Source organism: Stenotrophomonas sp. CC22-02 (assembly GCF_004365115.1).
Taxonomy (GTDB): domain Bacteria; phylum Pseudomonadota; class Gammaproteobacteria; order Xanthomonadales; family Xanthomonadaceae; genus Stenotrophomonas; species Stenotrophomonas forensis.
Genome location: NZ_SOCO01000001.1, coordinates 2,215,606 through 2,241,140 on the forward strand (window position 1 = coordinate 2,215,606; position 25,535 = coordinate 2,241,140).

28 protein-coding genes are annotated in these 25,535 nt (G+C 66.9%); 9 read left to right on the forward strand and 19 right to left on the reverse strand.

What is annotated here, in order from left to right; genetic code table 11:
- Window positions 1–78 precede the first annotated feature (78 nt).
- The 8 genes from N440_RS10200 to N440_RS10235 all read right to left on the reverse strand — a co-directional run bounded on the left by N440_RS10200 (window position 79) and on the right by N440_RS10235 (window position 7,495).
- Window positions 79–2,466 (reverse strand): Tex family protein, encoded by a 2,388-nt coding sequence (locus tag N440_RS10200; protein WP_133934992.1) that lies wholly within the window; start codon window positions 2,464–2,466, stop codon window positions 79–81.
- 208 nt (window positions 2,467–2,674) lie between these two features.
- Complete coding sequence (locus N440_RS10205; protein ID WP_006452005.1) at window positions 2,675–2,890, reverse strand: hypothetical protein; 216 nt, start codon at window positions 2,888–2,890, stop codon at window positions 2,675–2,677.
- A gap of 688 nt (window positions 2,891–3,578) precedes the next feature.
- Window positions 3,579–4,031 (reverse strand): hypothetical protein, encoded by a 453-nt coding sequence (locus N440_RS10210; protein WP_133934993.1) that lies wholly within the window; start codon window positions 4,029–4,031, stop codon window positions 3,579–3,581.
- On the reverse strand, window positions 4,028–4,231 hold the full coding sequence (locus N440_RS10215; RefSeq protein WP_006452007.1) for a PspC domain-containing protein: 204 nt from the start codon (window positions 4,229–4,231) through the stop codon (window positions 4,028–4,030). The genes N440_RS10210 and N440_RS10215 overlap by 4 nt, the downstream gene beginning before the upstream one ends.
- Window positions 4,232–4,297: 66 nt before the next feature.
- Window positions 4,298–4,666, reverse strand: a complete 369-nt coding sequence (locus N440_RS10220; RefSeq protein ID WP_133934994.1) for a YfeK family protein — start codon at window positions 4,664–4,666, stop codon at window positions 4,298–4,300.
- Between the two features lie 33 nt (window positions 4,667–4,699).
- The gene (locus N440_RS10225) at window positions 4,700–5,767 is read right to left on the reverse strand and encodes a class III poly(R)-hydroxyalkanoic acid synthase subunit PhaC (protein WP_053450137.1); all 1,068 of its coding nucleotides are present in this window, start codon (window positions 5,765–5,767) and stop codon (window positions 4,700–4,702) included.
- Window positions 5,764–6,858 (reverse strand): class III poly(R)-hydroxyalkanoic acid synthase subunit PhaE, encoded by a 1,095-nt coding sequence (phaE, locus tag N440_RS10230; RefSeq protein WP_133934995.1) that lies wholly within the window; start codon window positions 6,856–6,858, stop codon window positions 5,764–5,766. Before phaE ends, N440_RS10225 begins: the two co-directional genes overlap by 4 nt.
- 22 nt (window positions 6,859–6,880) lie before the next feature.
- Window positions 6,881–7,495, reverse strand: a complete 615-nt coding sequence (locus tag N440_RS10235) for a phosphatidylcholine/phosphatidylserine synthase (RefSeq protein ID WP_006452013.1) — start codon at window positions 7,493–7,495, stop codon at window positions 6,881–6,883.
- A 345-nt stretch (window positions 7,496–7,840) separates the two neighbouring features.
- Between N440_RS10235 and N440_RS10240 the strand changes: the two genes are divergently transcribed.
- On the forward strand, window positions 7,841–8,491 hold the full coding sequence (locus N440_RS10240; protein WP_133934996.1) for a class I SAM-dependent methyltransferase: 651 nt from the start codon (window positions 7,841–7,843) through the stop codon (window positions 8,489–8,491).
- 187 nt (window positions 8,492–8,678) lie between these two features.
- On the opposite strand, the gene N440_RS10245 is transcribed toward N440_RS10240, so the two are convergent.
- The 5 genes from N440_RS10245 to N440_RS10265 all read right to left on the reverse strand — a co-directional run bounded on the left by N440_RS10245 (window position 8,679) and on the right by N440_RS10265 (window position 12,965).
- Entirely contained in the window at window positions 8,679–10,043 is a 1,365-nt protein-coding gene (locus N440_RS10245) for an MATE family efflux transporter (RefSeq protein WP_133934997.1), read from the reverse strand.
- A gap of 120 nt (window positions 10,044–10,163) precedes the next feature.
- Window positions 10,164–10,793, reverse strand: coding sequence for a DUF2239 family protein (locus N440_RS10250; RefSeq protein ID WP_133934998.1), 630 nt, complete (start codon window positions 10,791–10,793; stop codon window positions 10,164–10,166).
- 162 nt (window positions 10,794–10,955) lie between these two features.
- Window positions 10,956–11,444, reverse strand: coding sequence for an 8-oxo-dGTP diphosphatase (locus tag N440_RS10255; protein WP_133934999.1), 489 nt, complete (start codon window positions 11,442–11,444; stop codon window positions 10,956–10,958).
- Window positions 11,445–11,485: 41 nt separating this feature from the next.
- Window positions 11,486–11,995 carry a DUF1249 domain-containing protein gene (locus N440_RS10260; RefSeq protein ID WP_049457180.1) on the reverse strand — a complete coding sequence of 170 codons (510 nt, stop codon included), beginning with the start codon at window positions 11,993–11,995 and terminating at the stop codon, window positions 11,486–11,488.
- A 148-nt stretch (window positions 11,996–12,143) separates the two neighbouring features.
- Entirely contained in the window at window positions 12,144–12,965 is an 822-nt protein-coding gene (locus N440_RS10265) for a pyruvate, water dikinase regulatory protein (protein WP_006452040.1), read from the reverse strand.
- Between the two features lie 145 nt (window positions 12,966–13,110).
- On the opposite strand from N440_RS10265, the gene ppsA reads away from it, so the two are divergent.
- Both ppsA and N440_RS10275 read left to right on the forward strand, forming a co-directional pair.
- Window positions 13,111–15,489, forward strand: a complete 2,379-nt coding sequence (ppsA, locus tag N440_RS10270) for a phosphoenolpyruvate synthase (protein WP_133935000.1) — start codon at window positions 13,111–13,113, stop codon at window positions 15,487–15,489.
- 144 nt (window positions 15,490–15,633) lie between these two features.
- A complete protein-coding gene (locus N440_RS10275; protein WP_133935001.1) occupies window positions 15,634–16,527 on the forward strand; it encodes a mechanosensitive ion channel domain-containing protein in 894 nt (297 codons plus the stop codon).
- A 105-nt stretch (window positions 16,528–16,632) separates the two neighbouring features.
- Here the strand turns inward: N440_RS10275 and N440_RS10280 are convergent, their stop codons facing one another.
- The 5 genes from N440_RS10280 to N440_RS10300 form a co-directional block, all read right to left on the reverse strand.
- Window positions 16,633–17,748: an alkene reductase gene (locus N440_RS10280; RefSeq protein WP_133935002.1), complete on the reverse strand. Its 1,116-nt coding sequence runs from the start codon at window positions 17,746–17,748 to the stop codon at window positions 16,633–16,635.
- 140 nt (window positions 17,749–17,888) lie between these two features.
- Entirely contained in the window at window positions 17,889–18,764 is an 876-nt protein-coding gene (locus tag N440_RS10285; RefSeq protein ID WP_133935003.1) for an EcsC family protein, read from the reverse strand.
- Between the two features lie 45 nt (window positions 18,765–18,809).
- Window positions 18,810–19,382, reverse strand: a complete 573-nt coding sequence (gene orn, locus N440_RS10290; RefSeq protein ID WP_133935004.1) for an oligoribonuclease — start codon at window positions 19,380–19,382, stop codon at window positions 18,810–18,812.
- A gap of 75 nt (window positions 19,383–19,457) precedes the next feature.
- Complete coding sequence (tadA, locus tag N440_RS10295) at window positions 19,458–19,982, reverse strand: tRNA adenosine(34) deaminase TadA (RefSeq protein ID WP_133935005.1); 525 nt, start codon at window positions 19,980–19,982, stop codon at window positions 19,458–19,460.
- A gap of 75 nt (window positions 19,983–20,057) precedes the next feature.
- Window positions 20,058–20,417 (reverse strand): helix-turn-helix domain-containing protein, encoded by a 360-nt coding sequence (locus tag N440_RS10300; protein ID WP_008265377.1) that lies wholly within the window; start codon window positions 20,415–20,417, stop codon window positions 20,058–20,060.
- Window positions 20,418–20,495: 78 nt separating this feature from the next.
- Between N440_RS10300 and N440_RS10305 the strand changes: the two genes are divergently transcribed.
- The 3 genes from N440_RS10305 to N440_RS10315 all read left to right on the forward strand — a co-directional run bounded on the left by N440_RS10305 (window position 20,496) and on the right by N440_RS10315 (window position 22,034).
- Window positions 20,496–21,263 (forward strand): NAD(P)H-dependent oxidoreductase, encoded by a 768-nt coding sequence (locus N440_RS10305; protein WP_133935006.1) that lies wholly within the window; start codon window positions 20,496–20,498, stop codon window positions 21,261–21,263.
- Window positions 21,264–21,330: 67 nt separating this feature from the next.
- Window positions 21,331–21,768 (forward strand): acetyltransferase, encoded by a 438-nt coding sequence (locus N440_RS10310; protein ID WP_133935007.1) that lies wholly within the window; start codon window positions 21,331–21,333, stop codon window positions 21,766–21,768.
- Window positions 21,769–21,827: 59 nt separating this feature from the next.
- The gene (locus tag N440_RS10315) at window positions 21,828–22,034 is read left to right on the forward strand and encodes a hypothetical protein (RefSeq protein WP_006452125.1); all 207 of its coding nucleotides are present in this window, start codon (window positions 21,828–21,830) and stop codon (window positions 22,032–22,034) included.
- A gap of 22 nt (window positions 22,035–22,056) precedes the next feature.
- Here the strand turns inward: N440_RS10315 and N440_RS10320 are convergent, their stop codons facing one another.
- Window positions 22,057–22,563 carry an N-acetyltransferase gene (locus N440_RS10320; RefSeq protein ID WP_133936014.1) on the reverse strand — a complete coding sequence of 169 codons (507 nt, stop codon included), beginning with the start codon at window positions 22,561–22,563 and terminating at the stop codon, window positions 22,057–22,059.
- A 259-nt stretch (window positions 22,564–22,822) separates the two neighbouring features.
- On the opposite strand from N440_RS10320, the gene N440_RS10325 reads away from it, so the two are divergent.
- The 3 genes from N440_RS10325 to N440_RS10335 are packed head-to-tail and all read left to right on the forward strand — an operon-like array spanning window position 22,823 to window position 25,513.
- A complete protein-coding gene (locus N440_RS10325) occupies window positions 22,823–23,494 on the forward strand; it encodes a hypothetical protein (RefSeq protein WP_243831330.1) in 672 nt (223 codons plus the stop codon).
- A gap of 43 nt (window positions 23,495–23,537) precedes the next feature.
- A complete protein-coding gene (locus tag N440_RS10330) occupies window positions 23,538–24,191 on the forward strand; it encodes a hypothetical protein (protein WP_133935008.1) in 654 nt (217 codons plus the stop codon).
- Window positions 24,188–25,513 carry an XVIPCD domain-containing protein gene (locus tag N440_RS10335; protein WP_133935009.1) on the forward strand — a complete coding sequence of 442 codons (1,326 nt, stop codon included), beginning with the start codon at window positions 24,188–24,190 and terminating at the stop codon, window positions 25,511–25,513. The genes N440_RS10330 and N440_RS10335 overlap by 4 nt, the downstream gene beginning before the upstream one ends.
- Window positions 25,514–25,535: the final 22 nt, after the last annotated feature.

Consider the following 25,535-nt stretch of genomic DNA (forward strand, 5'->3'; position numbering starts at 1 on the left):
CAAGCGCCAGTGTGCGCAATCACGGGGAAAACCGACAAGCCCCCCGCCCCGGATCAACCGTGACGGGGGCCACGATCCTCAACTGCGCTTGGCGCGGGCGAAGGCTTCGGCCAGGGCATTGTTGGCCGGTGCTGCCGACGCGCCGGGCCGGCCGCCATTGCCCTGGCCGCGGTTCGGCCCACGGTTCTGGCCGCCCGCGTTACGGCGCGGCCCCTGCCCCTGGCCGCGCTCGTCGCGCTGGCCCGGGCGGCTGGTGGCCTGGCCGGGGGTGTCGTCCAGGCGCCGGGTCAGGGCGATGCGCTTGCGCGCCACGTCCACCTCCAGCACCTTCACCTTGACGATGTCGCCGGCCTTGACCACCTCACGCGGGTCTTTCACGAACGTATCGGACAGCGCCGAGATGTGGATCAGGCCGTCCTGGTGCACGCCGATATCGACAAAGGCCCCAAAGGCCGCCACGTTGCTGACCACGCCTTCCAGCACCATGCCTTCGCGCAGATCCTTGATGTCCTCCACGCCCTCGGCGAAACGCGCCGCCTTGAACTCGGGGCGCGGGTCACGACCCGGCTTCTCCAGTTCCTTGAGGATGTCGCGCACGGTCGGCACGCCGAAGGTGGCATCGGTGAACTGCTCGGCCTTCAGCCCGCGCAGGAAGCTGCCGTCGCCGATCAGCGCCTTGATCGGGCGCGCGGTGCTGGCCACGATGCGCTCCACTACCGGGTAGGCTTCCGGGTGAACGGCCGAGGCATCCAGCGGCTGGTCGCCATCGGCGATGCGCAGGAAGCCGGCGCACTGCTCGAAGGTCTTTTCGCCCAGGCGCGCGACCTTCAGCAGGTCCTTGCGGCGCTTGAACGGGCCGTTGTCGTCACGATGGCGGACGATGTTCTCGGCCACCGTGGCCGACAGCCCGGACACGCGTGACAGCAGCGCAGCCGAGGCCGTGTTCACGTAGACGCCGACGGCGTTCACGCAGTCCTCGACCCGCGCATCCAGTGCCCGCGCCAGGCGGTACTGGTCCACGTCATGCTGGTACTGGCCGACACCGATCGCCTTCGGTTCGATCTTCACCAGTTCGGCCAGCGGGTCCTGCAGGCGGCGCGCGATCGACACTGCGCCGCGCAGCGACACGTCCAGGCCAGGGAATTCCCTGGCCGCGAACTCGGACGCCGAGTACACCGACGCGCCGGCCTCGCTGACCACCACCTTCTGCAGCTTCGGGTTGGCGGCCGCTTTGATCGCTTCACCGGCCAGCTTGTCGGTCTCGCGGCTGGCGGTACCGTTGCCGATCGCGATTAGTTCCACGTTGTGCTTGGCGCACAGCTGCTTGATCGTCTGCAGCGACTGGTCCCACTGCCGGCGCGGCTCGTGGGGATAGATGGTGTCGGTCGCGACCAGCTTGCCGGTGGCGTCGACCACGGCGATCTTGCAGCCGGTGCGGATGCCCGGGTCCAGGCCGAGCACGGTCTTCGGGCCGGCCGGTGCGGCCAGCAGCAGATCCTTCAAATTGTCGCCGAAGACTGCGATGGCCTCGGCTTCGGCCTTCTCGCGGGCCTGGTTGAACAGGTCCAGCAACAGGTGGGTGTGCAGCTTGGCGCGCCAGGTCAGGCGGCAGGCATCCAGCAGCCAGCGGTCGGCGGCTCGACCCTGGTCGGCGATGCCGGCCTTGCGCGCCACGCGCCCTTCGGCGTACTGGTGGCCTGCCTCGGCATCGCTGCCCGGGTCCAGCTCCAGGAACAGGATTTCCTCGCGCCGCGCGCGGAACAGCGCCAGCAACCGGTGCGACGGGATCTTCGCCAGCGCCTCGGCATGCTCGAAATAGTCGCGGTACTTGGCGCCCTCGATTTCCTTGCCCTCGGCCACGCGGGCGCGGATCACCCCGGCGTCGCCCAGCCAGCTGCGCAGTTCACCCACCAACGCGGCATCTTCGCCCCAGCGCTCCATCAGGATCGCGCGCGCACCCTCCAGCGCGGCCTTGGTATCGGCCACGCCCTTGTCGGTATCGACGAAGCTGGCCGCAAACACCTGCGGGTCCTGCGTCGGATCGCCCAGCAGGCCATCGGCCAGCGGCTCCAGCCCGGCCTCGCGGGCGATCTGCGCGCGGGTACGGCGCTTGGGCTTGTAAGGCAGGTACAGGTCTTCCAGACGGCTCTTGGTATCGGCCGCCAGGATGTCGTTGCGCAGCTCGTCGCTGAGCTTGCCCTGCTCGCCGATGCTGGCCAGCACCGCCGCGCGCCGGTCTTCCAGTTCGCGCAGGTAGGTCAGTCGCACTTCCAGGTTGCGCAGCTGGGTGTCGTCCAGGCCCCCGGTCACTTCCTTGCGGTAGCGCGCGATGAACGGAACGCTGGCGCCCTCGTCGAGCAGGCCGACGGCGGCACGTACCTGGGCGGACTGGGCACCGATCTCGTCGGCGATGGTCTGGGCGATCTGCTGGGCGAGCGCGCTCTGGGCGTTCTTGGCGTCGTGCATTGCTTCAGGTCTGTGCCGCGTTACGGGAAGACCCCATTCTGGCAACCGACGACGGAGCCGGACAAGGCATTGACAGGCGGCGAGGTTCAGCGGCGTGTCCGGAGTGGACGCCGGCATCCTGGCGGAGAGAGGGCTTCGGACCGGCCCTGGGCTGGGATGCCGGCGCGGGCGCACGATGGTGGGCGCGCCCTGCCGCGTGTTGCGAAGGTCAGCGGTAGTGGCGGGCGGCGCGCTGCATGACGATGTCGTCACGCATGCTTTCCAGGGCCATCAGGCGGACCTTGCCGACACCCTGCAGTTCCATGAACCGCTCCGTGTAGAACTCCGGCCCCAGCGCGGTGTCGGCGCGGGATTTGCTGAAGCCGTAGGGCACCACGCCCTTCTCGCCATCCTTGCTACCACCGACATAAAGAACGATTGCCATGTGATGTATTCCTCCAAATTGCTACTGCGTACTGCACTCGATGAGCGATGCTGCGAGCTCATCGAGGGAGAGCTTACCGCGTCGAACCTGACTGGAACGTCACGAAGGCTAATGACGATCGGTTGCATGCAGATGACTGCGGGATCGCAGCAGAATGCTTACGGATCTTTAACTCCCGGCTAACGAATCCGCGGGGCATTCCCGCCAACGGCGCAGCCCCTCGTGGCTTGGTCGCAGAATGCGTTTCATGTGATTGGGTCGGTCGGGGTGGGTTCGCGGGACACGCCGTAAACCCGTCCATGGGGGCTCGATGGCGCCATCCATGGCGCCAACGGTCCCGCGAACCCACCCCGACCGACCCCTGACAGTTTCCGTGCGCGTCCAGCCACGGAAAAGAAAAAGAAGATCAAAAGCAAAAGCGGCTTGGCCGGCTCACGAGCAAGCGCAGCGCGCGACCCGCTTTTGCTGTTTATCTTCTTTTCCGTGGGTGGTGCAGGCCACAGCCCTCTGTCAAAGGGCGGTCGGGTTGGGTTCGCGGGGGTGTCCGCGGCATGGATGCCGCGGCCAAGCCCCCATGGATGGGTTCACGGCGTCCCCCGCGAACCCAACCCGACCGACCAGCGCGACGGTTTTGCATTTGGCGACCCACCATCGCCACCCACGAGGGGCTGCGCCGTTGGCTGGAAACCTACGGCCACCAGCCGTGCCCGAACCGGGCGTAATGATCCGCCGCACGCTCGAACGGATTGCGCGCACTCACCCCGCCGCACAGCAGGTACACCGGCAGGTACAACGGCCCCAGCACCAGGTACTGGTAGACGTGCGCGCGCTCGTGGTCGTCCAGCCGGATCAGCGGCTCCACGCCCCACCCCGCCTGATGCGCATAGGTGCGGCAGGACATGCCCAGGTCGTGCCCGGTATGCAGGATCACATTGCCCAGCGTGATCGCCCCGCCCGGCCCCCACGGCCAGTGATCGAAGATGAGCGCACAGTCGCGGGCGCTCCAGCGCAGCGTCGCCCCACCCAGCAGGCCCGCCAGCCCACCGATCAGACCGAGCAGGGAATTGGGCGACGTCCACACCGCGCCCAGCACCTGCAGCGCGCGCAGCCAGAGTGGCCAGGGCCGGGAGGTGGTGTTCAATCGGCCTCGTTCGGGATCAGCAGCCACAGGATCAGGTAGACCAGGATGCCGGGAAAGGCCGCCGAGCCGATCGAGACCAGCACGAACACGATCCGTACCAGGGTGGCATTCCAGCCGAAGCGATGCGCAATGCCCCCCATCACACCGGCAATCATGCGGTCGTTCAGTGAGCGCGACAGCGTGCGTGGCGTGGTGTTCATGGTGGCATCTCCTCGGGAACCAGAAAGCGCAGTCGAGCGCGGCTCGACTCTACACCCCGGCCATGTCTACGGCGTGCGTTGGCGCAGGGCCTGCAGGCGGGCGCCGAACCAGGCCGCAGCGGTCTGTTCAGGCTGCCCGGGGCATTGGATGCGATAGGGCTTGCCACTCATGCTGCTCTGGCTGGCCGCGCGCTCGATGAACTGCTCGGCGCTGTCGACCATGTTCTTCTTCAGCAGGTAGTCGTACTTGCGCTGCAGGTGCGCGCGCGCATCGCTGCCGTCGTACCAGCTGCCATTGCGCTGGAACCGGCACTGCGAACCGTCGAGGCTGGAGATCAACTGGGCGATCTCGCGTTGCGCCTGCGGGCCAGGGGCGGCGTGGGCCAGTGGTGCCGCCAGCAGCGCGGCAAGAATCAACGAAATCCGGTACGTCATCATCCCCCCAGGGCAGTCGAGCATGGCACGACTCTACAGGTCGCGTGCCTTCAGCCAGCCATCAATGGTGGCCGGCACTTCGCGCTGCGCGCGACCGGACACGTAAATGCCGATATGGCCGCCGCGGAAGCTGGACTCGGTGTAGTCCTCGGTGCCCAGACGCCCGCGCATCGCGCGCGACGCATCCGGCGGCACCAGATGGTCCTGCTCGGCATAGATGTTCAGCACCGGCAGGGTCACCTGCGACAGATCCACCGCCTCCTCGCCGATCCGCACCGTGCCGTTCACCAATCCATTGCCCTGGTAGAACTGCTTGATGAAGTCACGGAACGCTTCGCCTGCCAGATCCGGGGAGTCGAAGATCCACTTCTCCATGCGCAGGAAATCCTCCAGCGCCGCCTTGTCATCGAGGATGTCGAGCAGGCCCACGTACTTCTGCACGTTCAGGCGGAACGGCTTGAGCATCAGGTAGCTGGCATTCATCAGATCGGCCGGGATGTTGCCCAGCGTGTCGACCAGCAGGTCTACATCCACCTGCCGCGCCCAGTGCGAGAGCATGTTGTCGGCGGTCTGGAAATCGACCGGGGTGACCATGGTGATCAGCTTGCCCAGCTTGTGCCGGCGCAGCGCGGCGTAGCACAGCGCGAACACGCCGCCCTGGCAGATGCCAAGCAGGTCGACCGGTCCACCACTGCGCTGGCGCAGCACGTCCACCGCGCCATCGATGTAGCGCAGCAGATAGTCCTCCAGGGTCTGGAAGCGCTCGGAGCGGTCCGGGTAGCCCCAGTCCAGCACGTACACGTCCTGACCCAGCGCCAGCAGCTTCTGCACCAATGAGCGATCAGCCTGCAGATCGACCATGTACGGCCGGTTGACCAGCGCGTAGACAATCAGCAGCGGCGTACGCCGGGTTGGCGCCTGTTCGCCGACGAAGCGGTACAGCACCACCTTGCCGTCGCGCCAGACTTCCTCGCGGGCGGTCACGCCATAATCCACGTCCTCCACCTGCGGCAGCAGCGTGAGCCCTTCCAGCAGCTTGCGCTGCATGGCCAGGGTTTCCTGCATCAGGTCGTCGGCGTTGAAGCCCAGCGGTCCCTTCATCGGTCACGCGTCCGTGACGAGGTGCGGGCAGCGGCCTTCTTTGCAGGCGCCTTCTTTACGGGCACTTTCTTTGCAGGCGCCTTGCTGGGGGCCGCCTTGCTGGCAGGTGCGGCCTTCTTCGCCGCTTTGCGCGCGGCCGGCTTCACTTTCGCCGGGGCCGGCTGCGCCACGGGATCCACGGTGGCGGTACCCGCCAGCACCGCCACCTGCGCCTGCAGGCGACGCAGGCTGCGCTCCAGCTCGGCGATGCGGCGGTGCGCGGCGTCCATCTCGCTGCGGGTCGGCAGGCCGATACGCTCGCTCATCTGTTCCACCTCGCGCTGCAGGCCGGCGCGCAGGCGCATCTGTGCGTTGCCCAGCGAGGCATACACCTGCTGGAACGGCTCGGACATGGCGACCTTGGCGTAGGCCTCTTCGGCCACTTCGATCCACAGGTCGAACATCGCGCGGGCGCTGGTCAATTGGCTGCCAGGCTGCTCGTGCTGGGCCAGGCGCTGTTCGAACAACGCGAAGGCCTCGTCCAGCGCCTGCTTGATCTGCTCGACGTAGGCGCGCGAATGCTGCTGGTATTCCTCCTGCGCGCGCAGCAGCGCCTGCCAGCGCGCCTGGTGCTCGCGGCCTGGACCAAACGCCGGGCTCTGCAGCCACGGACCCGCCTGCAGCTGGAACTGCTGCAGCCAGGCGGCGAATTCGGGCACGGCGGCGCCGGCGTGGATGCTGCCACGAGCGCCCTGCAGCATCCACTGCAGCATGCCATCGCCCTGCCCCTGCACCGCCTCGCGCCAGGCCTGGGCCACATCAGCGCTGCTGGCGTCGCGGCCGGCGAATCGCGCGGCCACGTCCTGCATGGTGCCGTACCAGCTGCCGGCCTGTTCGCGGAACCGGCGCACCGCATCTTCCGGCGCGCCCGGTCCCTGTTCGGGCAGCAGTTGGCCCCACCCGTCGAACAGCCGCTGCCAGCTGCCCGGGCCATCGCCAGCCGGGGCGCCAGGGGTCGCCGCGTGGCGCAGGGCATCTCCCCAGGCGCCGAAGTACTGCCGGGCCAGGGCTTCGAAATCGCTGCTGCCGGCATCGTGGGCCGAGCTGGTCATCGCAGGCCTCCGCAGGGCTGGGTCATGGCTTGGGAATACGCAGGGTCTTGCTGATCATCAGCGACCCGGACAGGGCGAACAGCAGCACCATCGGATGCAGCTGCCATGGGCCGATCTGCCATTGGCCGAACCAGATCTCCTGGCCGATGGCGCCGGTGCCTGCCGCGATCGCCAGCACGATCACCAGTACCAGGCTGGTCGGGATCGGGGTGCCCTCGAAATACGTCACTTTGCCCTCGTCGCCCGTCATTGCCTCGGCAGTGACGTTGTAGCGCGCCAGGCGGCTGACACCGCAGCAGACGAAGTAGCTCAGCACCAGCCAGTCCCACCCGCCCTGCATGCCGCAGGCATAGGCCAATGCGGCCGGGGCCACACCGAAGGAGATCACGTCCGACAGCGAATCCAGCTCGCGGCCCAGGGTGGAGCTGGATTTGCGCCAGCGCGCGATGCGCCCGTCCAGCGCGTCGAAAATGAAGGCCAGCGGGATCAGTGCCATGCCGAACATCAGGTAGCCGCGCTCGCCGTCCTGCAGGAAGCGCATTGCGGCGAACACCGCACCGGTGCCGCAGAAAGCATTGGCCAGGGTGAACCAGTCGGCCAGCTGGAATTCGCGCAGCATCGAGAAGTGACGTTTCATGGGGTCTCACGGAGCATCAAGGCCCACAGGTTACCGCGAGCGCCGCCGCTGGCGACAGCACTGGCCACGCCGATCCTTCACTGCTCCCTCACCTGTCCTCACCGGCGGTGAATTTTTCGCCACCCATCTTGACAGCCTAGGGGGGTGGCGCCTGTCGCCGCTTATCCACAAAGTTGCCCACGCGTAATCCACACCCCCTGTGGACAACCAGATCTCACCGACTGCGACGCTGGACATTTCCTCATCACCCTGAAGCGGGGTTTCCCTACTTCCCAAGCTGCGAAGGCAGCGCTATGGTCGTCGGCGGACCCCGCCGCCGCTACGTCCAGATTCCCGCGACGGACGATGATGATGCTGGATGCTTCCACCCTGGCCGCACAGCTGCGGCACCCCCATGGTGACGCCGCGCAGGCGGTGGCCGAATCGATGAACCGCAGCAACGGTGCGCTCAACCGCGCTGCGATCGGTCTGCTGGCGGTGACGTCTGGCGAACGGGTGCTGGAGATCGGCCCCGGCAACGCTGCGTTTGCGCCGCTGCTTCTGCAGGCCAGCGACAGCCGTTACCTGGGCATCGAGCTGTCCACCGCCATGGTCGAGGCCGGCAACCGGCAGCTCGCCGCCGCTGGGCTGGCCGAGCGGGCCGGGATGCGCCATGGCGATGCCCATGCCCTGCCGATCGCCGATGCCGCGATGGACGCCGCACTGGCCGTCAACACCCTGTACTTCTGGCCAGACCTGGCGCCGGTGCTGGACGAACTGGCGCGGGTCGTGCGCCGGGGGGGCCGGCTATGCCTGGCCTTCGGCGATGCCGCCTTCATGCGCAGCCTGCCGTTCACCGCCGATTTCCAGCTGCACGAACTGGATGCCGTGGAGCTGGCGCTGCGTGTCGCCGGGTTCGGTGTTTCTGCCTGGCGCAGCCACCGGGAAACCGCGCCCGGCAACGATGGCCAGGCCCGCGAAAAGCACTTCCATCTGCTGCTGGCACAGCGGCGCTGAACCGGACTGCCGGCCAGCGGCCGGCACTACCCAGCCTGCACCCGCCGCCAGGGAGCAACACAGAACACCTGCATCACCAGTGGCCGGCCCACCTCAGCCGCCGCAACGACTGTGATCCGACCGCGTGGTAGAGCCGGCCGCTGGCCGGCTGCCCGGAACGTTACGGGTTGCCGGCCAGCGGTCGGTATTACCCGCCTTGCACCCGTCGCCGCCAACGCGCGAAACAGAACACCTGCATCACCAGCATCGCCAACAGCCCCAGCGGCCACGCCCACCACAGCCCGGCCAGGCCGTGCTGCGCCTGCAGCCACATCGCCAGCGGCAGCTCCAGCAGCAATACCGCCGACATGCCCAGCAGCGCCGGCAGCAGTACCGTGCCGCTGCCGCGCATCACCCCGACCAGCACCGCGGCAACCCCCATTGCCAGCACGCCCCAGACCACCGTGCGCAGCTGCAGCGCGGCCAGCTCGCGCACCTCCGGCGCCGCCAGGATCAGGCCGCTCAGCCAGGGCGCCAACGCCATCACCAGCATCACCACTGCCGCCAGCAACACCAGCCCCAGCAGCACGCCGGTGCGGGCGATGGCCGGCAACCGCGCTGCACGCCCCGCGCCCATCGCGTGGGCTGCAAGGATGGTGGCGGTGATGCCCAGTGACATCGCCGGCAACTGCACCCAGCTCATCAACTGGTTGACCGCACCGTAGGCCGCCGTGGCCGTATAGCCATAGCGGTTGATCCAGCCCAGCAACACGATCTCGGCAATGGCCAGGCTGAACATCTGCAGCGAGGACGGTACGCCGATGCGCAGCATCGAGCGGATCAGCCCCCCATCGAAGCGGATGGCGCGCAGCAGATCGTGGCCCGGTGCCAGCGGGTGCGCCAGACGATGCCAGCGCCACAGCAACCAGACCAGGGCCAGCAGCGAAGCAAACACCGCCGAGACCGCCGCACTGGCCGCACCCAGTCGCGGCAGGCCGGCCCACCCCAGGATCAGCAGTGGCGTGCACAACAGGCCCACGCCCGTGGCCAGCAGCAGCGCATGCAATGGCGTCTTCGCATCGCCCACCGCGCGGCTTACGGCGGTCGCCAGCCACAGCAGGAAGAAGGCCGGCGCCCCCAGCAACAACACGCGCGCATAGGCGATGGCCTCGTCCAGGATCGGTGCCGGCGTACCCAGTGCTGTCAGCAGCTGCGGCGCGAAGAGGCCGCCCACCGCCATCACCAGCACCGACAGCGACAGCACCAGCGCCACCGCGCTGCCTGCCACCGCTCGCGCCTGTTGTGGCCGGCCGGCGCCCCAGGCCTGGCCGATCAGCACCATCGCACCGGTCGCCAGGCCCATCACCAGCGCCAGCAGCAGGAAGAAGGCCGGGAAGAATGCGGCGGCGGCGGCCACGGCCTGGGTGCCAAGCAGGTGCCCCAGATAGATGTTGTCCAGTGTGCCTGCGGCCAGCTGCAGCGCATTGGTCAGCAGCATCGGAAGCAGCAGGGTCAGATAGGTGCGCCACAGCGCTGGGGCGACCGGCGGAATCGAAGGTGCAGGAGGGGTCATCGGAGTCTTTGGGCAAAGCGGCGCCCTGCCCGGCGTTTCAGCCAGCAAAGAGCGCGCACGAAGGGAACGGGCCGTGGCCCGCGATCAGATGAAGCGGTCGCTCAGCGAGCGCGGGGTGTTTCAGCCGTCGGCAGTGCCTGCAGGGCCATCGAACGCCAGGCGCAGGGCGTGCGTACGCACGTCCTCGGGCCACGCGTTCAACGCCGCCTCCAGACCCGCGCGGTCATGCGCGAACAGGAGGCGGATGGCGTCCTCGAAGCCCGGCAGATCGCCGCCGATGGTCTGCAGGAAGTGATAGGCACGCTCGCTGTCCCGGCGCTGCCGGTCCCTGTCCGCGCCGGCACGGCTGGCCGATTCCACCAGCCTGCGCAGCACCACCGAGGCCCCACCTGGCTGTTCGGCCAGCCACGCCCAATGCCGCGGCAGCAGTGTCACTTCGCGGGCAACCACGCCCAGCTTGGGTCGACCGCGGCCACGTGGGGTTGCAGGCGTGTCGTCGAACGGGGTTTCCGGATCCGCCTCCACGGCGGGCGGGAACGCCTCGGCCACCCGCGCCAGCAGCTGCGCATCCGTGCCGCGCGTATCGAAATCCCGGGTGCGGCCGGTGGCGTTGTCGAACACCAGCAGCGGACCGGCGGCATTGTCGGCGCGCAGTTGCTTCAGCGCCAACGCGGCGACTTCCGGGGTACCGGAAGCCACCAGGCGATGGCCGTCGAAACAGCTGAACGGAGGAAGTCGAGACGCAGGCATGGCAGGGGCACCGGAGACGATGCGCAAATATTGCCCGGGTAATTTGCGACTGTCAATATTGCCCGGGTATTAATTAGCCGAAAGAGCGTGCCAACCAAGGTTGGCACCCACCAGAAAGGTTGGCACCCACCCGAAAGGTCGGCACCCACCCGATTCGCCGGGTCACAGCCGGCTGAAGGACCAGCTCACCATGCGGCCGTCCTTGTACGGCATCACGCCGTGGAACGGGCGCGGGTCGGCATCGAACACCAGCGGCAGGAAATGGCGGTCGCCCTCCCACATCGGCAGCGTGTCCAGCTTGTCCAGGTCCACCCACTCCAGCGTGCCTTCGTGGTTGCCACCATGCGGAGTACCCTCGAAGCCATCGATGACGAACACGAAGCCGAGCCAATCCTCACCGTGCTTGCCGAAGCCGGGCCAGCTGATGGTGCCGCGCAGGCGCATGCCGGTGCAGTCGATGCCGGCCTCCTCCTGGATCTCGCGGCGCATGCTGGCGGCCACGTCCTCGTCCGCTTCGATCTTGCCGCCCAGCCCGTTGTACTTGCCCAGGTGGTGGTCTCCCGGGCGGGTATTGCGGTGGATCATCAGCACCTGGCGACGATCAGGCGAAAGCACGTAGCCCAGGGTGGCAACGATCGGGGTGTACGGCATGGGCAGCGTCCAGCGGCAGGTCAGCCCCGGATTATGGCCGATCAGCGCACCAGCGACAGACGGCGCTCGGCCGGCGTGGGGGTGCCGTCGGGATCGCGACGCAGGGTGGCGACGCCATGGCCGCGCTCGGCCAGGTATTCCAGCCACTTGCCGAGGAAGGTGTTCATCCGCATGCGGTGGCTGATCAGCTCTGCCGGCGGCGGATACAGGCCCATCGTGTCCTGCCAGCGGCGGCCGACGTAGCAGTGGGTGGTCTCGGCCTGGCGCGCGTCGCGGTACAGGCGCACATAGGCCGACGGATCGGGCTCGCCGGTGACCGGGTCGGCCAGGTCGTAGGTCAGGCGCAGTTCCACCGTGTAGCGGTGGCATTCGATCACGTCCAGGCGCACGTCCAGGCCGTCGCCCACCGAAGAGATGTAGCTGCCCGCAACCAGCTCGGCCGGGGCGAACAGGCGCACCAGGTGGCGGTAGTTTTCCGCGTACAGGCCCATGAGCCAGCTCAGCCGGCTCAGGCGGGGAATGCGTTCGGTGCGGGGCGAGGCGTGGGCCATGGGTCGATCCTACACGTTGGTGCTTCAACGTGGGGGCGCACACGTGCAAGCCAACCCCTGGGTAGTGCCGGCCGCTGGCCGGCAGCCCACCGTCGCGGCCGAGGGTTCATCAGCCAGCCGGCCAGCGGCCGGCTCTACCAGACCAGGATCAATACAGCTCGCGCTGCAGCCCCAGCGTCGCCAGCACCTTGCTGGAGATTTCCTCGATCGAAGTGTGCGTGGTGCTCAGGGTCGGAATGCGCTCCATCTGGAACATCACCTCGGCCGCAGCCACCTCGCGCTTGCAGGTGTCCAGGTTGGCGTAGCGCGAGTTCGGGCGCCGTTCCTGGCGGATCTGCTGCAGGCGGTCCGGGTCGATGGTCAGCCCGAACAGCTTGCGCCGGTAGTTGCGCAGGCGCGGCGGCAGGCGGTCGCTTTCCAGGTCTTCGTCGGTCAGCGGGTAGTTGGCCGCGCGCACGCCGTAATGCAGGGCCAGGTAGATGCAGGTAGGCGTCTTGCCGGCGCGCGACACCGCCACCAGGATCACGTCGGCATCGTCGTAGTTCACCGCGATGCCGTCGTCATGGGTCAGAGCGAAGTTCATCGCGTTGATGCGGCGGTGGTAGGTGTCGAAATCGACCATGCCGTGGGCCTGGCCGACCCGCGCCAGGCGCGGGCTGGCCAGCTCGCGCTCCAGCGGCTCGATGAACGGTGCGAACACATCCAGCATCAGCGCCCCGCTGTCGGCCAGGATCAGGCTCAGGCTCTGGTCCACGCAGGAGTTCACCACGATGGGCCGGACCTGGTACCGCTCCCCTGCCGCCTGGATCCGGGCACAGGCCTCACGCGCCTTTTCGGGGTCGTCGACAAACGACATGCGGTCGGTAATGAAGCTGAACCCGGAGAACTGGGTCAGCAGGCTATGCCCAATGGTTTCAGCGGTGATACCGGTTCCATCGGAAACGTAGAACACCGGACGGATGGTCGACATGCGCGCTTTTACCCCCTACGAAGCCTAAAAAGGCCGTCAGCACAAGCTTGTGCCGACGGTGGTCTGCCCGGCATCATATCGGCTTCTTCCTACGGACGCGGCCATTCCAGCCCGCCTCGGGCGATGGCCAAACGGAGCATCGCGCTTGAACGAGAACATCCTGTGGTTGCACGAACTGCGTCTGGCCGACCTGGCCCGCGTAGGCGGCAAGAATTCGTCGCTGGGCGAGATGATCGGCAACCTTGCCGGTCTGGGCGTGTCGGTGCCGGGCGGTTATGCCACCACCGCTGAAGCCTTCAAGGACTTCATCGCGCACAACGATCTGTCCAAGCGCATCTTCGACAAGCTGGCCACGCTGGACGTCGAGGACGTCAACGCGCTGACCGCCGCGGGCAAGGAAATCCGCACCTGGGTGATCGATGCCCCGCTGCAGCCGCAGCTGGACCAGGACATCCGCACCGCCTACGCCCAGCTGAGCGCAGACAACGGCGGCGGCGACGTGGCCGTGGCCGTGCGCTCGTCGGCCACCGCCGAGGATCTGCCGGATGCGTCCTTCGCCGGCCAGCAGGAAACCTTCCTCAACGTCACCGGTGCCGACGATGTCGTGCACAAGGTCAAGGAAGTGTTCGCCTCGCTGTACAACGACCGCGCCATCGCCTACCGCGTGCACCACGGCTTCAAGCATGAAGACGTGTTCCTGTCGGCCGGCGTGCAGCTGATGGTGCGTTCGGGCGTCGGTTCCTCCGGCGTGCTGTTCACCCTGGACACCGAGTCCGGCTTCCGCGACGTGGTGTTCGTCACCTCTTCCTTCGGCCTGGGCGAAATGGTCGTGCAGGGCGCGGTCAACCCGGACGAGTACTACGTCTACAAGCCCACCCTGCAGGCCGGCAAGCCGGCGATCCTGCGCCGCTCGCTCGGCAGCAAGGCGATCCGCATGGTGTATTCGGATGTCCCCGGCGAGCGCGTCAGGATCGAGGACACCCCGGTCGAGCTGCGCAACACCTTCTCGATCAGCGACGAGGACGTGCAGGAACTGTCCAAGCAGGCCCTGGTCATCGAAAAGCACTACGGCCGCCCGATGGACATCGAGTGGGCCAAGGACGGTGTCAGCGGCAAGCTGTTCATCGTGCAGGCGCGCCCGGAAACGGTGAAGTCGCGCAGCCACGCCACCCAGATCGAGCGCTTCGCGCTGACCGACAAGGGCGGCAACGTGCTGGCCGAAGGCCGCGCCGTCGGCGCCAAGATCGGTTCGGGCGTGGCCCGCGTGGTCAAGACGCTGGACGACATGAACCGCGTGCAGCCGGGCGACGTGCTGATCGCCGACATGACCGACCCCGATTGGGAGCCGGTGATGAAGCGCGCCTCGGCCATCGTCACCAACCGTGGCGGCCGTACCTGCCACGCCGCGATCATCGCGCGCGAGCTGGGCGTGCCGGCCGTGGTCGGTTCGGGCAACGCCACCAAGGTCATCGAAGATGGCCAGCTGGTCACCGTCAGCTGCGCTGAAGGCGATACCGGCTTCATCTACGAAGGCAAGCTCGGCTTCGAGCGCACCACCACCGATCTGGGCAACATGCCGCCGGCACCGCTGAAGATCATGATGAACGTGGCCAACCCGGAACGTGCCTTCGACTTCGGCCAGCTGCCGAACGCCGGCATCGGTCTGGCCCGCCTGGAAATGATCATCGCCAGCCACATCGGCATCCACCCGAACGCGCTGCTGGAATACGACCGCCAGGATGCGGCGACGAAGAAGAAGATCGACGAGAAGATCGCCGGCTACGGTGATCCGGTCAGCTTCTACGTGGACCGCCTGGCCGAAGGCATCGCCACGCTCACCGCCTCGGTCGCGCCGAACGCCGTGATCGTGCGCCTGTCGGACTTCAAGTCCAACGAGTACGCCAACCTGATCGGCGGCAGCAATTACGAGCCGCACGAAGAGAACCCGATGATCGGCTTCCGCGGCGCCAGCCGTTACGTCGACCCGAGCTTCTCGGCCGCCTTCGCGCTGGAGTGCAAGGCCGTGCTGCGCGTGCGCAACGAAATGGGCCTGGACAACCTGTGGGTCATGATTCCGTTCGTGCGCACCCTGGAAGAAGGCCGCAAGGTCATCGAGGTGCTGGAACAGAACGGCCTGAAGCAGGGCGAGAACGGCCTGAAGATCATCATGATGTGCGAAGTGCCGTCCAACGCACTGCTCGCCGATGAGTTCCTGGAGATCTTCGACGGCTTCTCGATCGGCTCCAACGACCTGACCCAGCTCAGCCTGGGCCTGGACCGCGATTCGTCGATCGTCGCGCACCTGTTCGACGAACGTAACCCGGCGGTGAAGAAGCTGCTGTCGATGGCGATCAAGTCGGCACGTGCCAAGGGCAAGTACGTTGGCATCTGCGGCCAGGGCCCGTCCGATCATCCGGATCTGGCCGAATGGCTGATGCAGGAAGGCATCGAGTCGGTGTCGCTGAACCCGGACACCGTGGTCGATACCTGGCTGCGCCTGGCCAAGCTGAAGGCCAACGGCTGATGCCGTGATGGGCTGACGTCGTGTTCATCGGCGTCGGCCCATACTGCTGCTGCACGCAAGCCCCGCCTCTGCGGGGCTTCGTGTTTCTGGCGTCCACGTACGCCCTGCCCCGCGCAGACTTCCCCCGCAGCAAAGGATTTCCGCATGATCGCCGCCGCCGCACCCGCTCCCGCCGCCACGCCCTGGTTCCATTCGCTCGACTGGGAGCGCCTGCTGGAAGCCTACGGCGTACCGTTGCTGGCCGCGATCGTGGTGCTGCTGGTCGGCATGTGGGTGGCGCGACGCCTGTCCAACGCGATGCCACGCGCCACCGCGCGCATGGGCGTGGACCCGATGCTGGGCAATTTCCTGCGCAACGTGGTGTACGCCGCGTCGCTGGTGATCGTGGTGGTGCTGGCAATCGGCACGCTGGGCGTGCAGATCACCCCGCTGCTGGCCGTGCTCGGCACCGCCGGCCTGGCCGTGGGCCTGGCGCTGAAGGACTCGCTGTCCAACATCGCATCGGGCGTGATGCTGGTGACGCTGCGCCCGTTCCGGGTCGGCGATGTGGTGACCGTGGCCGGACAGACCGGCACCGTGCGCGAAGTGCGCATCTTCCAGACCGTCATCACCGGCGCCGACAACCAGCACACTACCATTCCGAATACGCTGATCACCGCGGCACCGATCATCAACCTGACCGCCGAACCGACCCGCCGCGTCGAGCTGGTGATCGGCATCGGCTACGAAGACAATATCCAGTTGGCGCGCGACACCGCGCTGGCACTGATGAAGGCCGATCCGCGCGTGCTGCAGACGCCGGTACCGGACGTGGTGGTGTACGAGCTGGGCGCGCACGCCATCAACCTGGGCATCCGCTGCTACGTGAAGTCGGCCGACTGGTTCGGCACCAAGGTCACGCTGCTGGAACAGCTCAAGCTGGGCTTCGACAAGGCCGGCATCAACATTCCGTACCCCCAGCAGGACATGCACCTGTACCTGCATGGCAAGGATGGCGGCGTGGTCGAGGCCGATGCACTGGTGCGCGACAAGCCCTGACGCACAACGGTAGTGCCGGCCGCTGGCCGGCATCACCACAGGCAGCACCGGGAATGCCGGCCAGCGGCCGGCACTACCAGGAACCGCGCAGACCGGCCATCGGCGTCAGGCCTCGACGGCCGCTTCCAACGCCGGATAATCAATGAACCCGACCGCACCACCGCCGAAGAACGTCGCCCGATCCGGTGGGTTCAATTCGGCGCCTGCACGCAGGCGCTCCGGCAGATCCGGATTGGCAATGAACGGCCGGCCGAAGCCGATCAGGTCAGCCCAGCCCTCAGACAGCGCCTGCTCGGCGCGCTCGGCGGTGTACTTGCCGGCATAGATCAACGTGCCCGGGTAGACCATGCGCAGCGCCTGCTTGAACGCGACCGGCATCAACGGCGCATCATCCCAGTCGGCCTCGGCGATATGCAGGTAGCCCACGCCAAGTTCGCCCAGCAGGTGCGCGGCCGCCAGGTAAGTCGCCTGCGGCGTATCGTCCACCGCGCCCTGCAGGGTGGTCAGTGGCGCCAGGCGCACGCCCACGCGCTCACCACCGGCCACCGCCACCACCGCCTGCACCACCTCGCGCAGGAAGCGCAGCCGGTTCTGCAATGCGCCGCCGTAGCCATCGGTGCGCTGGTTGGCCTGCGAGTCGATGAACTGGTTGATCAGGTAGCCATTGGCACCGTGCAGTTCGACGCCATCGAAGCCAGCAGCGAGGGCATTGCGGGTGGCCTGCGCGTAGTCGGCGACGATGCCCGGAATCTCATCCTCGGCCAGCGCACGCGGCATCGAATGCTGGATCATTTCGCCCACACCGGCTTCGGGGCCTGCGCCGGTCGGGTCGACGAACACCTTCACGCCTTCGGCCAGCAACGCCGAGGAAGACACCGGCGCCACGCCACCGGGCTGCAGGGCCACATGCGAAACACGACCGACGTGCCACAGCTGCGCGTAGATGCGACCGCCGGCGGCATGCACGGCGTCGGTGACCTGGCGCCAGCCCTGCACCTGCTCATCGCTGTGGATGCCGGGCGTCCAGGCGTAACCCTGGCCCTGCGGGCTGATCTGGGTACCTTCGCTGACGATCAGGCCGGCGCTGGCACGCTGCGCGTAGTAGGCGGCCATCTCCGCGGTGGCGACGTTGCCGTGCGCTGCACGCGAGCGTGTCATCGGCGGCATCACGATGCGGCTGGGCAGGGTCAGGGCGCCCAGGCGGTGGGGGGTGAACAGCATGGCGGCAATCTCTTGCGGGGGGGAGTACCGGCAAGGATGGGGATGGAGCCCGCAGCACAACAGGCGCATCGTGGCAAAACAGTTGTGCCCGGCAGGCAAGGATCACCCGGCTTCGGGGCTCAGCCACGCATGGCGTGGTGCTACTCCAGGCTGGGCTCGATCCTGATCGCACCGTGCGCCACCCGGTCGTAGCAGGCGCGCACCACGTCTTCGCCGTACTTGCGTTCCAGCCGGCGCACGATGAAGTGGCCGCGCGCCATGTCCTGGTAGTAATCGGTGAACATGGTGTTGAGCGTTGCACCGGCTGCCGCACCCACGATCGGCACCGCCTGTGCGGCGAACTTTTCGGTGATCACCACGCCGAAACGCGCGGCCACCTTCTCCACCATCTTCGCCAGCAGCTTGCCGGCTTCCTTCGGCGCCACGCCCAGGGTCAGGTCGCGACCGGTCACCACGCGCCCGGCCAGCTCGGCCGACAGGTGCCGCATCACGTCGGTGGTGAAGCCGCGGGCGAGGTAGTAACCGGTCTCACTGGCGTCATCGCGCGGCGAGTTGCCGCCCAGCGCGAACACCTCCAGGCAGGCCTGGCGGGTACTGAACTCGGACAGGTCGAAACCTTCGCTGCGAGCCACGTCGGCCACCGCACGCATCATGATGGTGGTCGACACCGGCAGCTCGATGAACAGTGCGGCGAAGCCAAAGGCTCCGCCAACCGCACCCGAGGTTGCCGCTGCCAGCTTGTGCCAGCGCGTGGAGGCGCCCTTGCCGGGGCTGTTGTCCATGCTCCACAGCGCCGCCTGCGCCGACTTCGACAGCGCCGCCTGCACCGCGCCATGGATACGGCCAGAGACCGCCTTGGGCAGCGCCTTCACCGCGAATTCCAGCGGCGTGCCGACCAGGTTGGCCATGCGCGCGGTCAGGGTCGGCGCTTCCAGCAGGGTGACCGCCCGCTGCAGGTCGGACCAGTCGCGGGCATCGTGGGCGATGTCGCGGGGGAGCAGGATGGGCTCGTTCATGGCGCCGATCTTAGCGCCACGGAGTTGAACGGCGCGTAGTGCCGGTCAAGGCGTCGGCAGGCCCGACAGAGCACCCATGAACTGGCGGTAGTGGCGCAGCTCGGCGATCGAGTCGTGCACATCGCTCAGCGCGGTGTGGTTGCTGTTCTTGCCAACCCCGGCGGCCACGGTCGGCGCCCAGCGCTTGGCCAGTTCCTTCACCGTGGACACGTCCAGGTTGCGGTAATGGAAGTACTTCTCCAGGCGCGGCATCTGGCGGTGCAGGAAGCGGCGGTCCTGGCAGATGGAGTTGCCGCACATCGGCGACAGGCCGGCCGGAATCCACTGTGCCAGGAAGTTCACCGTCTGCGCTTCGGCCTGGCCAAGCGTGGTGGCGCTGTCCACCACGCGCTGCCACAGGCCCGAACGGCGGTGCTGGTTGCGGTTCCACTCATCCATCGCCTCCAGAGTTTCCAGCGGGTGATGAATGGCGAACTCCGGCCCCTCGGCCAGCACGTTGAGCTGGGCATCGGTGACCACGGTGGCAATCTCGATGATCGAATCGTTGTCGGTATCCAGCCCGGTCATTTCCAGGTCGATCCAGATCAGTCGTTCGTTGGCCGCGCCGTTGTCCGCCATTGTGTCGCCTCGTTGCTGGGCAGGCGCGCGGCCTACCGGATAGGGAAAGAGGCGCCCATCATACCCGTTCGCCGTTCAGCCCTCGTCGGCGTGGTCTTCCAGCAGCAGCGGCGGCTTGCCCCGCTTGGCACGGAAATAATTGGTCAGGCGCGTGCTGGCTTCCTTGGCCAGGACGCCGCCGTGGATCTCGACGCGGTGATTGTGGCGGGCGTCGCCGAGCAGATCGAACACACTGCCACACGCCCCGGTCTTGGGGTCGCTGGCCCCGTAGACCAGGCGCGAGACACGCGCATGCACGATCGCCATCGCGCACATCGCGCACGGCTCCAGGGTCACGTACAGGGTGCTGCCAAGCAGCCGGTGATTGGCCAGCAGCCTGCCCCCCGCCCGCATGGCCACGATTTCGGCATGCGCACTGGGATCATGCGAGGCGATGTTGAGATTCCAGCCCTCGCCCAGCAGCTGGCCATCGGCGCCGACCAGCACCGCCCCCACCGGGATCTCGTCGAACTCGCGCTGCGCGCGCTCGGCCAGCGCCAGCGCATGGCGCATCCAGTGCTCATCGGCGTCGTGCACCGGTACACCCAGGGTGTCGGTCATGGCGGTTCTCGCGTCGTTGCTGGGCCAGGATGGCCGCCGGGGCGCTAGTGTACGCCCCGGCTCGTGCAGGCGTCGCTAACGCGCGTCGAAGCGATCGCGGGCCGCATCCAGTGCCGGGAAGTTGTGCTCGGCCCAACGGTCCAGCGCAGCCAGCGTGTCGACCAGGCTGCGCGCGACCTCGGTCAGCCGGTACTCCACGTGCAGCGGCTTGCTGCCCCGGTCGCAGCGCTCGACCAGGCCGTTGCGCTCCAGTTGCCGCAGGGTCTGGGTCAGTACTTTCTGCGAGAGGCCTTCGATCTTCCGCAGCAGCGCGCCATTGCGCATCGGTCCCTGCGCCAAGGCAGGCAACAGCAGCATCACCCACTTGCCGGAGATCAGCGCCAACGCATCGCGCGCCGAGCAGTCCGCCGCATAGACGTCGCCGGGAAAGGCCATGGTTACCTCAAGGTGCGTAATTGCCGGGGTAGGCCGGCCTCGCCAGGATGGTCGCACACTCCAACACGCCCTTTCCGCATGCACGCCCTGATCCTGCTGGCCCATCCCGATCCCCGCTCGTTCAACGCCCATCTGGCCACCCAGGCAACCGAGCAGCTGCGGCGCGAAGGCCTGCAGGTGGACAGGATCGACCTGTACGCGGATACCTTCGATCCGCTGGAAGCGGCCCATCACCATCCGCAGCGCCTGCAGCCCGGCCCCTTCGATGCGCAGCGCGAGCAGCGCCACAGCGCCGAACAGGGACAGCTGCCGGCCGAGGTGCAGCGCCACCTGCGCCTGCTGCAGGCCACCGATCTGCTGATCCTGCAGTTTCCGCTGTGGTGGTTCACGGCGCCGGCCATGCTGAAGGGCTGGCTGGACCGCGTGCTGGTCTACGGACCGATCTACAACAGCCGGCAGCGCCACGAGCACGGCGTGATGCGCGGCAAGCGCGCGTTGCTGAGTGTCACCACCGGGTCATCGGCGCGGGCATGCGCGGTGGACGGCCGCGAGGGCGACACCCGGCTGCTGCTGTGGCCGTTGATGTACAGCCTGCGCTACGTCGGCTTCGAGGTGATGGAGCCGCATGTGGTGCATGGCGTGCGTTCCGGGCTTCCGCCCGAACGCGTGCAGGCGCACGATGCCGCGCTGGAGGCCGCCTCCGGCAACTACCGCGAACGGCTGGCGCACTGGCAACAATGGCCGAGCGTGCCGTTCAATAACAGCGAGGACTTCGAGGACGGCGTCGTGCTTCGTGCTGACGCAATCGCGTACAGCCCTTTCATCCGCCACCGCAATGCGGGATGAATCAGCGCCTGCAGGCGCTACCGGAAAGCCTCATACTTCGCGCTCTTCCGAAGCACCTTGGTGACCCATGACCACCCTGCGCCCCTCGCGCGCCGACGACGGCGCCGCCCTCGTCGATCTCTGGCGTCGCGCCGTCGACGCCACCCACGACTTCCTCAGCGCCGAAGACCGCCAGGCCATCGATGCCGAAGTGGCCGGCTTCCTGCCGCAGGCACCGATGACCGTCGCCACTGATGCACAGGACCGTCCGTTGGGCTTCATGCTGATCGACGGCGCCCACATGGAAGCGCTGTTCATCGACCCGGACGTGCGTGGCACCGGCATCGGCCGGCAGCTGCTGCAGCATGCACTGGCCCTGCATCCGCAGCTGAGTACCGACGTCAACGCGCAGAACGCGCAGGCCGTGGGCTTCTACCTGCGCATGGGCTTCGTCGAAACCGGACGCTCACCTGTGGATTCGCAGGGCCGCCCGTATCTGTTGATCCATCTGCGGCACAGCGGCTGACATCGACCGGCAGCCGCCGCGTGCTAGCGTGGCCGCATTCGAATCGAGGAATGCCGTGCATGGATGGTGCAAAAGCCCTGTTGACCCTGTTCGCGCTGGGCATCAGCCTGGTCTGGATCCTGGTGCCGTTCGCCATCTTCGCCGTGCGCAATCTGCTGCGCGAGGTGCTGGTCGAGCAGCGCCGTACCAACGAACTGCTCGAGCATATCGGCGGCTACCGCATTCCCAGGCCGCAACCCGAACCGACCGCCTGGCGCGCGCCCTGAACCATGGGGCACGCGCTCCGGATCAGGACGTAGCCTCGAATGCCGGTGAGTATTGCACCTCGCCCTGCGCCATCGGTGGGCGCAGGCAGAGTGCCTGGAAGTACTCCGCGGGCACGCCCGGCAGTATCAGGCCCGGCTCGGCGCGGAAACCGAAGCGTGCGTAGTAGCCCGGCTCGCCCAGCAGCACGCAGCCTCGCGCGCCCTGTTGGCGCAACGCATCGAGCGCCGCGTGCATCAGCGCCGCGCCGATGCCCTGCCCTTGCCATCCGGGCAGTACCGAGATCGGACCGAGGCCGAACCAGCCTGTGCTTCCATCGCTGATGGTGACCGGCGACAGCGCAATGTGTCCGACCACCTGGCCCTGAGCTTCGGCAATCAGCGAAATGCTCAATTCCCCAAGCGAACGCAGCGCATCGACGATGAACTGCTCGGTGTGGCTGCTGAGCGGGGCTTCGCGGAAGGCAGCTTCTGTGAGCGCATGGATGACGGCGTGATCGGCAGCGGATTCGGGGCGGATCGTGTAATTCATGGTGGAAGACTTCGCTTGGTGATGATCGCGTGAATTAATGATCGATGTCACAGAACGGCAGCAGAATGTCGAATGCGGTACGCGGACGTTCCGATGCCGGCAGATCGACTGTGCCGCAAGCGCTTCCGCGACACCGTCCAATTCTGAATGCGTCAAATTTCTGGCACTCACGCCCACTCTCGGGTGGCGCCGGGTTTCCCAGGAACCCCATAATCGGGAAACCTGTCACCAGGGAAGGATATATGGACATGGATGCACGATGCTGGAACATGCCTTGAGCGCGACAACGCAATCGCGCAGTGCACGATGCTGGCTGCCGGCGACCCTGTTGCTGGCGCTGGCGGCGTGCTCGCCTTATGCAGACGCAGAGCGCGATGTCGCCGCGGGCGGACGCGGTCTGGCCAAGCTCAATCCGGCACCGAAGCAGGCCTATGAGCTGGTGCTGACACTGAAGGACGCGCCTGGCCCGTTCGCGATCGTTGATGGCGTGGCCCAGTACGACGTCAGGAACTACGCGGATTGTGGTCGGATCCTGCCTGCGACAGGTACCGCGGGCCGCATCACCAGCCAGGAACCCGTCACGCTGCACCGGGTCGGCGAAAACGAATACCGCGGCACGTTCTACCTCGACCGCATGCAGGACGAGGACTACTACGGGCGTGGCGCCTGCCATTGGACGCTGACGGGCGTCGGCGCAATGCTGCGTGCTACGAACGGCGAGGCGGATACGCGATTCCTGACGTTCGTCGACAACAAGCGCATGGAGAATGACTCACCTCTGACGCTTTACTACCCGAAACTTATCTATCCGCGCGCCGACAATGTCGCCAACTTTGGTGCCAGTGGCGAGGAGGATCCGTCGGGGTACAGCGAAGATCTACGCGACGCGCTGTTCTCAACCACCACCACTGTGCAGAAGCTCGCGCCATGAACTGCCAGGGTCACATTCACCTCTAGCCCCAAGGAGGCCGACATTGCGCCACAAGATGATCCCGTGCCTTGCTCTGCTTCTGTTGACCGCTTGCCATCCGGAGACCGCAATGAACCAGGAACGTGCCGCTGCCGAAGCCGATGTCGCCCAGGGTGGGCGTGGCCTCGCCAAGCTCAACCCCAGCCCGCGCAAGGCCTATGAACTGGTGCTGCGCCTGAAGGACGCCCCCGGCGATTTCGCGGTGGTTGAAGGTGTCGCGCAGTACGACGTCACCAACGAAGACCAGTGCGGCCACATCGAGCCGGCCACCGGTACCGCCGCACGTATCACCAGCCAGGAACCGGTGGAGCTGCGCAAGGTCGCCGACGGCGAGTACCGAGGCACGTTGTATGTGGACCGCATGCTGGATGAGGACTACTACGGCCGCGGCGTGTGCAAGTGGGAGTTCAGCGGCGCAGGGGCGATGCTGAAGGCAACGGGTGCTGAAGGCGAAACGCGCTTCCTGACCTTCGTCGAGGCCAAGCCACTGACCGAAGGTAGCGCGCATACGCTCTACTACCCGGACGCGGCCTATCCGCGGGCACCGCTTGCTGCCAACTATCCGGCCACGGGCAAGACCAATCCTGCAGACTACGTGGCCGAGCTGCAGGGCAAGCTGTTCACCATGAGCCTCAGCGCCAGTGAGGTCACCCAATGACCATCACCTCTCAGGACTACGCCGCACTTTCCGATGACGCCTATAAGGATCGTGCAGTCGGGCGACGGGCTCCGGGCCAGGAAGAGAAAGTCACGCTCAACGGACACGAGTACAAAGTACTTGAGCATGTCGACAATCGACTCAACGGCTACCAAGGCACCATTTACCAACGCACCGACACCAACGAGATCGTCGTCGCTCATCGCGGCACCGAACAGATTGCTCGTGATGCAATCCTCACCGACGGAGGCATGGTCGTTGCCCGCACCAATGTGCAGGCCCCCGATGCCATCGCCCTGACCAGAAGCGCGCTGGACTACGCGAAACAGGAAGCTGCATTTGGAGGCCGCGCGCCTCAGGTCACCGTCACCGGCCACTCCCTCGGCGGCGCCCTGGCCCAGATCACCTCGCACCACTTCAACCTCAAGGGCGAGACCTTCAACGCCTATGGCGCGGTCAGCCTCAGCTACCGCATCCCCGAAGGCGGCAACACCATGATCAACCATGTCATGGCGTCGGACCCGGTCAGCGCCGCCTCGCCACACTTCGGCCAGGTCCGCATCTACGCCAAGCCCGACGAGATCAAGACGCTCGCGGCAAATGGCTTCAGCAATCACGCCCTGCGTGATCTGATTCCAGACCGGCCGATCATCGCGGCGACCAGCTCGTTCGGCGCGCACAAGCTGGGCAACTTCCTCGACGAAGGCTCGGTGCTGAAACATCCGGAAACCCAGAAGCTGGCGAAAGACAACGCCAAGATGATCGAGGAGTACCGCGACGACGTGGAATCCCTGCGCCGTGGCGTCACCCGCGCGGCACGCGGCATCCCGGGCGGCGCCATCGATCTGTACGACCATATCCGCGGCCCGCTGCAGCCCGGTGAACCAGCACGCCGCGAAGCGGAGAAGAACGGCCACCACACCAGCATGCTGCGCATGGACGATGCCAACCATCTTGGCAACCCGCTGTTCAACGATGCGATCCGTGGCGTGCATGCGCAGGACGTTCGCGTCGGCCGCGTGCCGGATGTGATGAGTACGCAGTTGGCGGGCAGCCTGGCGGCGGAGATGCATGCGGCAGGCGGCAAGCGTATCGACGAGGTGGTAATGAATGCTGATGCCTCGCGCAGTTTCGCGGTACAGGGCCAGGGCGGTGACCCGGCGCATCTGCGCGTTTCGGTGGACACGGCCGTGGCAATGAACACGCCGCTGGAGCAGAGCAGCCAGCGTATCGACCAGCAGGCCGCAGGTCAGCGCCTTGCGCTTGAGCGCGACCAGCAGCTGGAACAACAGCAGAACCAGACCCGCAGCATGCAGGCCTGATGCCTACTGCGGGAGCCGGCCG

Bases quoted from the DNA above. Each gene is read 5' to 3' on its own strand.
- N440_RS10320 (WP_133936014.1), bottom strand. From the start codon at position 22,563: ATGAATTACACGATCCGCCCCGAATCCGCTGCCGATCACGCCGTCATC.
- N440_RS10240 (WP_133934996.1), top strand. From the start codon at position 7,841: ATGATGATGCTGGATGCTTCCACCCTGGCCGCACAGCTGCGGCACCCC.
- N440_RS10200 (WP_133934992.1), bottom strand. From the start codon at position 2,466: ATGCACGACGCCAAGAACGCCCAGAGCGCGCTCGCCCAGCAGATCGCC.
- N440_RS10250 (WP_133934998.1), bottom strand. From the start codon at position 10,793: ATGCCTGCGTCTCGACTTCCTCCGTTCAGCTGTTTCGACGGCCATCGC.
- N440_RS10335 (WP_133935009.1), top strand. From the start codon at position 24,188: ATGACCATCACCTCTCAGGACTACGCCGCACTTTCCGATGACGCCTAT.
- N440_RS10305 (WP_133935006.1), top strand. From the start codon at position 20,496: ATGCACGCCCTGATCCTGCTGGCCCATCCCGATCCCCGCTCGTTCAAC.
- N440_RS10285 (WP_133935003.1), bottom strand. From the start codon at position 18,764: ATGAACGAGCCCATCCTGCTCCCCCGCGACATCGCCCACGATGCCCGC.
- phaE (WP_133934995.1), bottom strand. From the start codon at position 6,858: ATGACCAGCTCGGCCCACGATGCCGGCAGCAGCGATTTCGAAGCCCTG.
- N440_RS10245 (WP_133934997.1), bottom strand. From the start codon at position 10,043: ATGACCCCTCCTGCACCTTCGATTCCGCCGGTCGCCCCAGCGCTGTGG.
- N440_RS10220 (WP_133934994.1), bottom strand. From the start codon at position 4,666: ATGACGTACCGGATTTCGTTGATTCTTGCCGCGCTGCTGGCGGCACCA.
- N440_RS10225 (WP_053450137.1), bottom strand. From the start codon at position 5,767: ATGAAGGGACCGCTGGGCTTCAACGCCGACGACCTGATGCAGGAAACC.
- N440_RS10280 (WP_133935002.1), bottom strand. From the start codon at position 17,748: ATGCTGTTCACCCCCCACCGCCTGGGCGCCCTGACCCTGCCCAGCCGC.
- N440_RS10205 (WP_006452005.1), bottom strand. From the start codon at position 2,890: ATGGCAATCGTTCTTTATGTCGGTGGTAGCAAGGATGGCGAGAAGGGC.
- N440_RS10255 (WP_133934999.1), bottom strand. From the start codon at position 11,444: ATGCCGTACACCCCGATCGTTGCCACCCTGGGCTACGTGCTTTCGCCT.
- tadA (WP_133935005.1), bottom strand. From the start codon at position 19,982: ATGACCGACACCCTGGGTGTACCGGTGCACGACGCCGATGAGCACTGG.
- N440_RS10260 (WP_049457180.1), bottom strand. From the start codon at position 11,995: ATGGCCCACGCCTCGCCCCGCACCGAACGCATTCCCCGCCTGAGCCGG.
- N440_RS10215 (WP_006452007.1), bottom strand. From the start codon at position 4,231: ATGAACACCACGCCACGCACGCTGTCGCGCTCACTGAACGACCGCATG.
- N440_RS10315 (WP_006452125.1), top strand. From the start codon at position 21,828: ATGGATGGTGCAAAAGCCCTGTTGACCCTGTTCGCGCTGGGCATCAGC.
- orn (WP_133935004.1), bottom strand. From the start codon at position 19,382: ATGGCGGACAACGGCGCGGCCAACGAACGACTGATCTGGATCGACCTG.
- N440_RS10300 (WP_008265377.1), bottom strand. From the start codon at position 20,417: ATGGCCTTTCCCGGCGACGTCTATGCGGCGGACTGCTCGGCGCGCGAT.
- N440_RS10275 (WP_133935001.1), top strand. From the start codon at position 15,634: ATGATCGCCGCCGCCGCACCCGCTCCCGCCGCCACGCCCTGGTTCCAT.
- N440_RS10325 (WP_243831330.1), top strand. From the start codon at position 22,823: ATGCTGGAACATGCCTTGAGCGCGACAACGCAATCGCGCAGTGCACGA.
- N440_RS10265 (WP_006452040.1), bottom strand. From the start codon at position 12,965: ATGTCGACCATCCGTCCGGTGTTCTACGTTTCCGATGGAACCGGTATC.
- N440_RS10310 (WP_133935007.1), top strand. From the start codon at position 21,331: ATGACCACCCTGCGCCCCTCGCGCGCCGACGACGGCGCCGCCCTCGTC.
- N440_RS10235 (WP_006452013.1), bottom strand. From the start codon at position 7,495: ATGAAACGTCACTTCTCGATGCTGCGCGAATTCCAGCTGGCCGACTGG.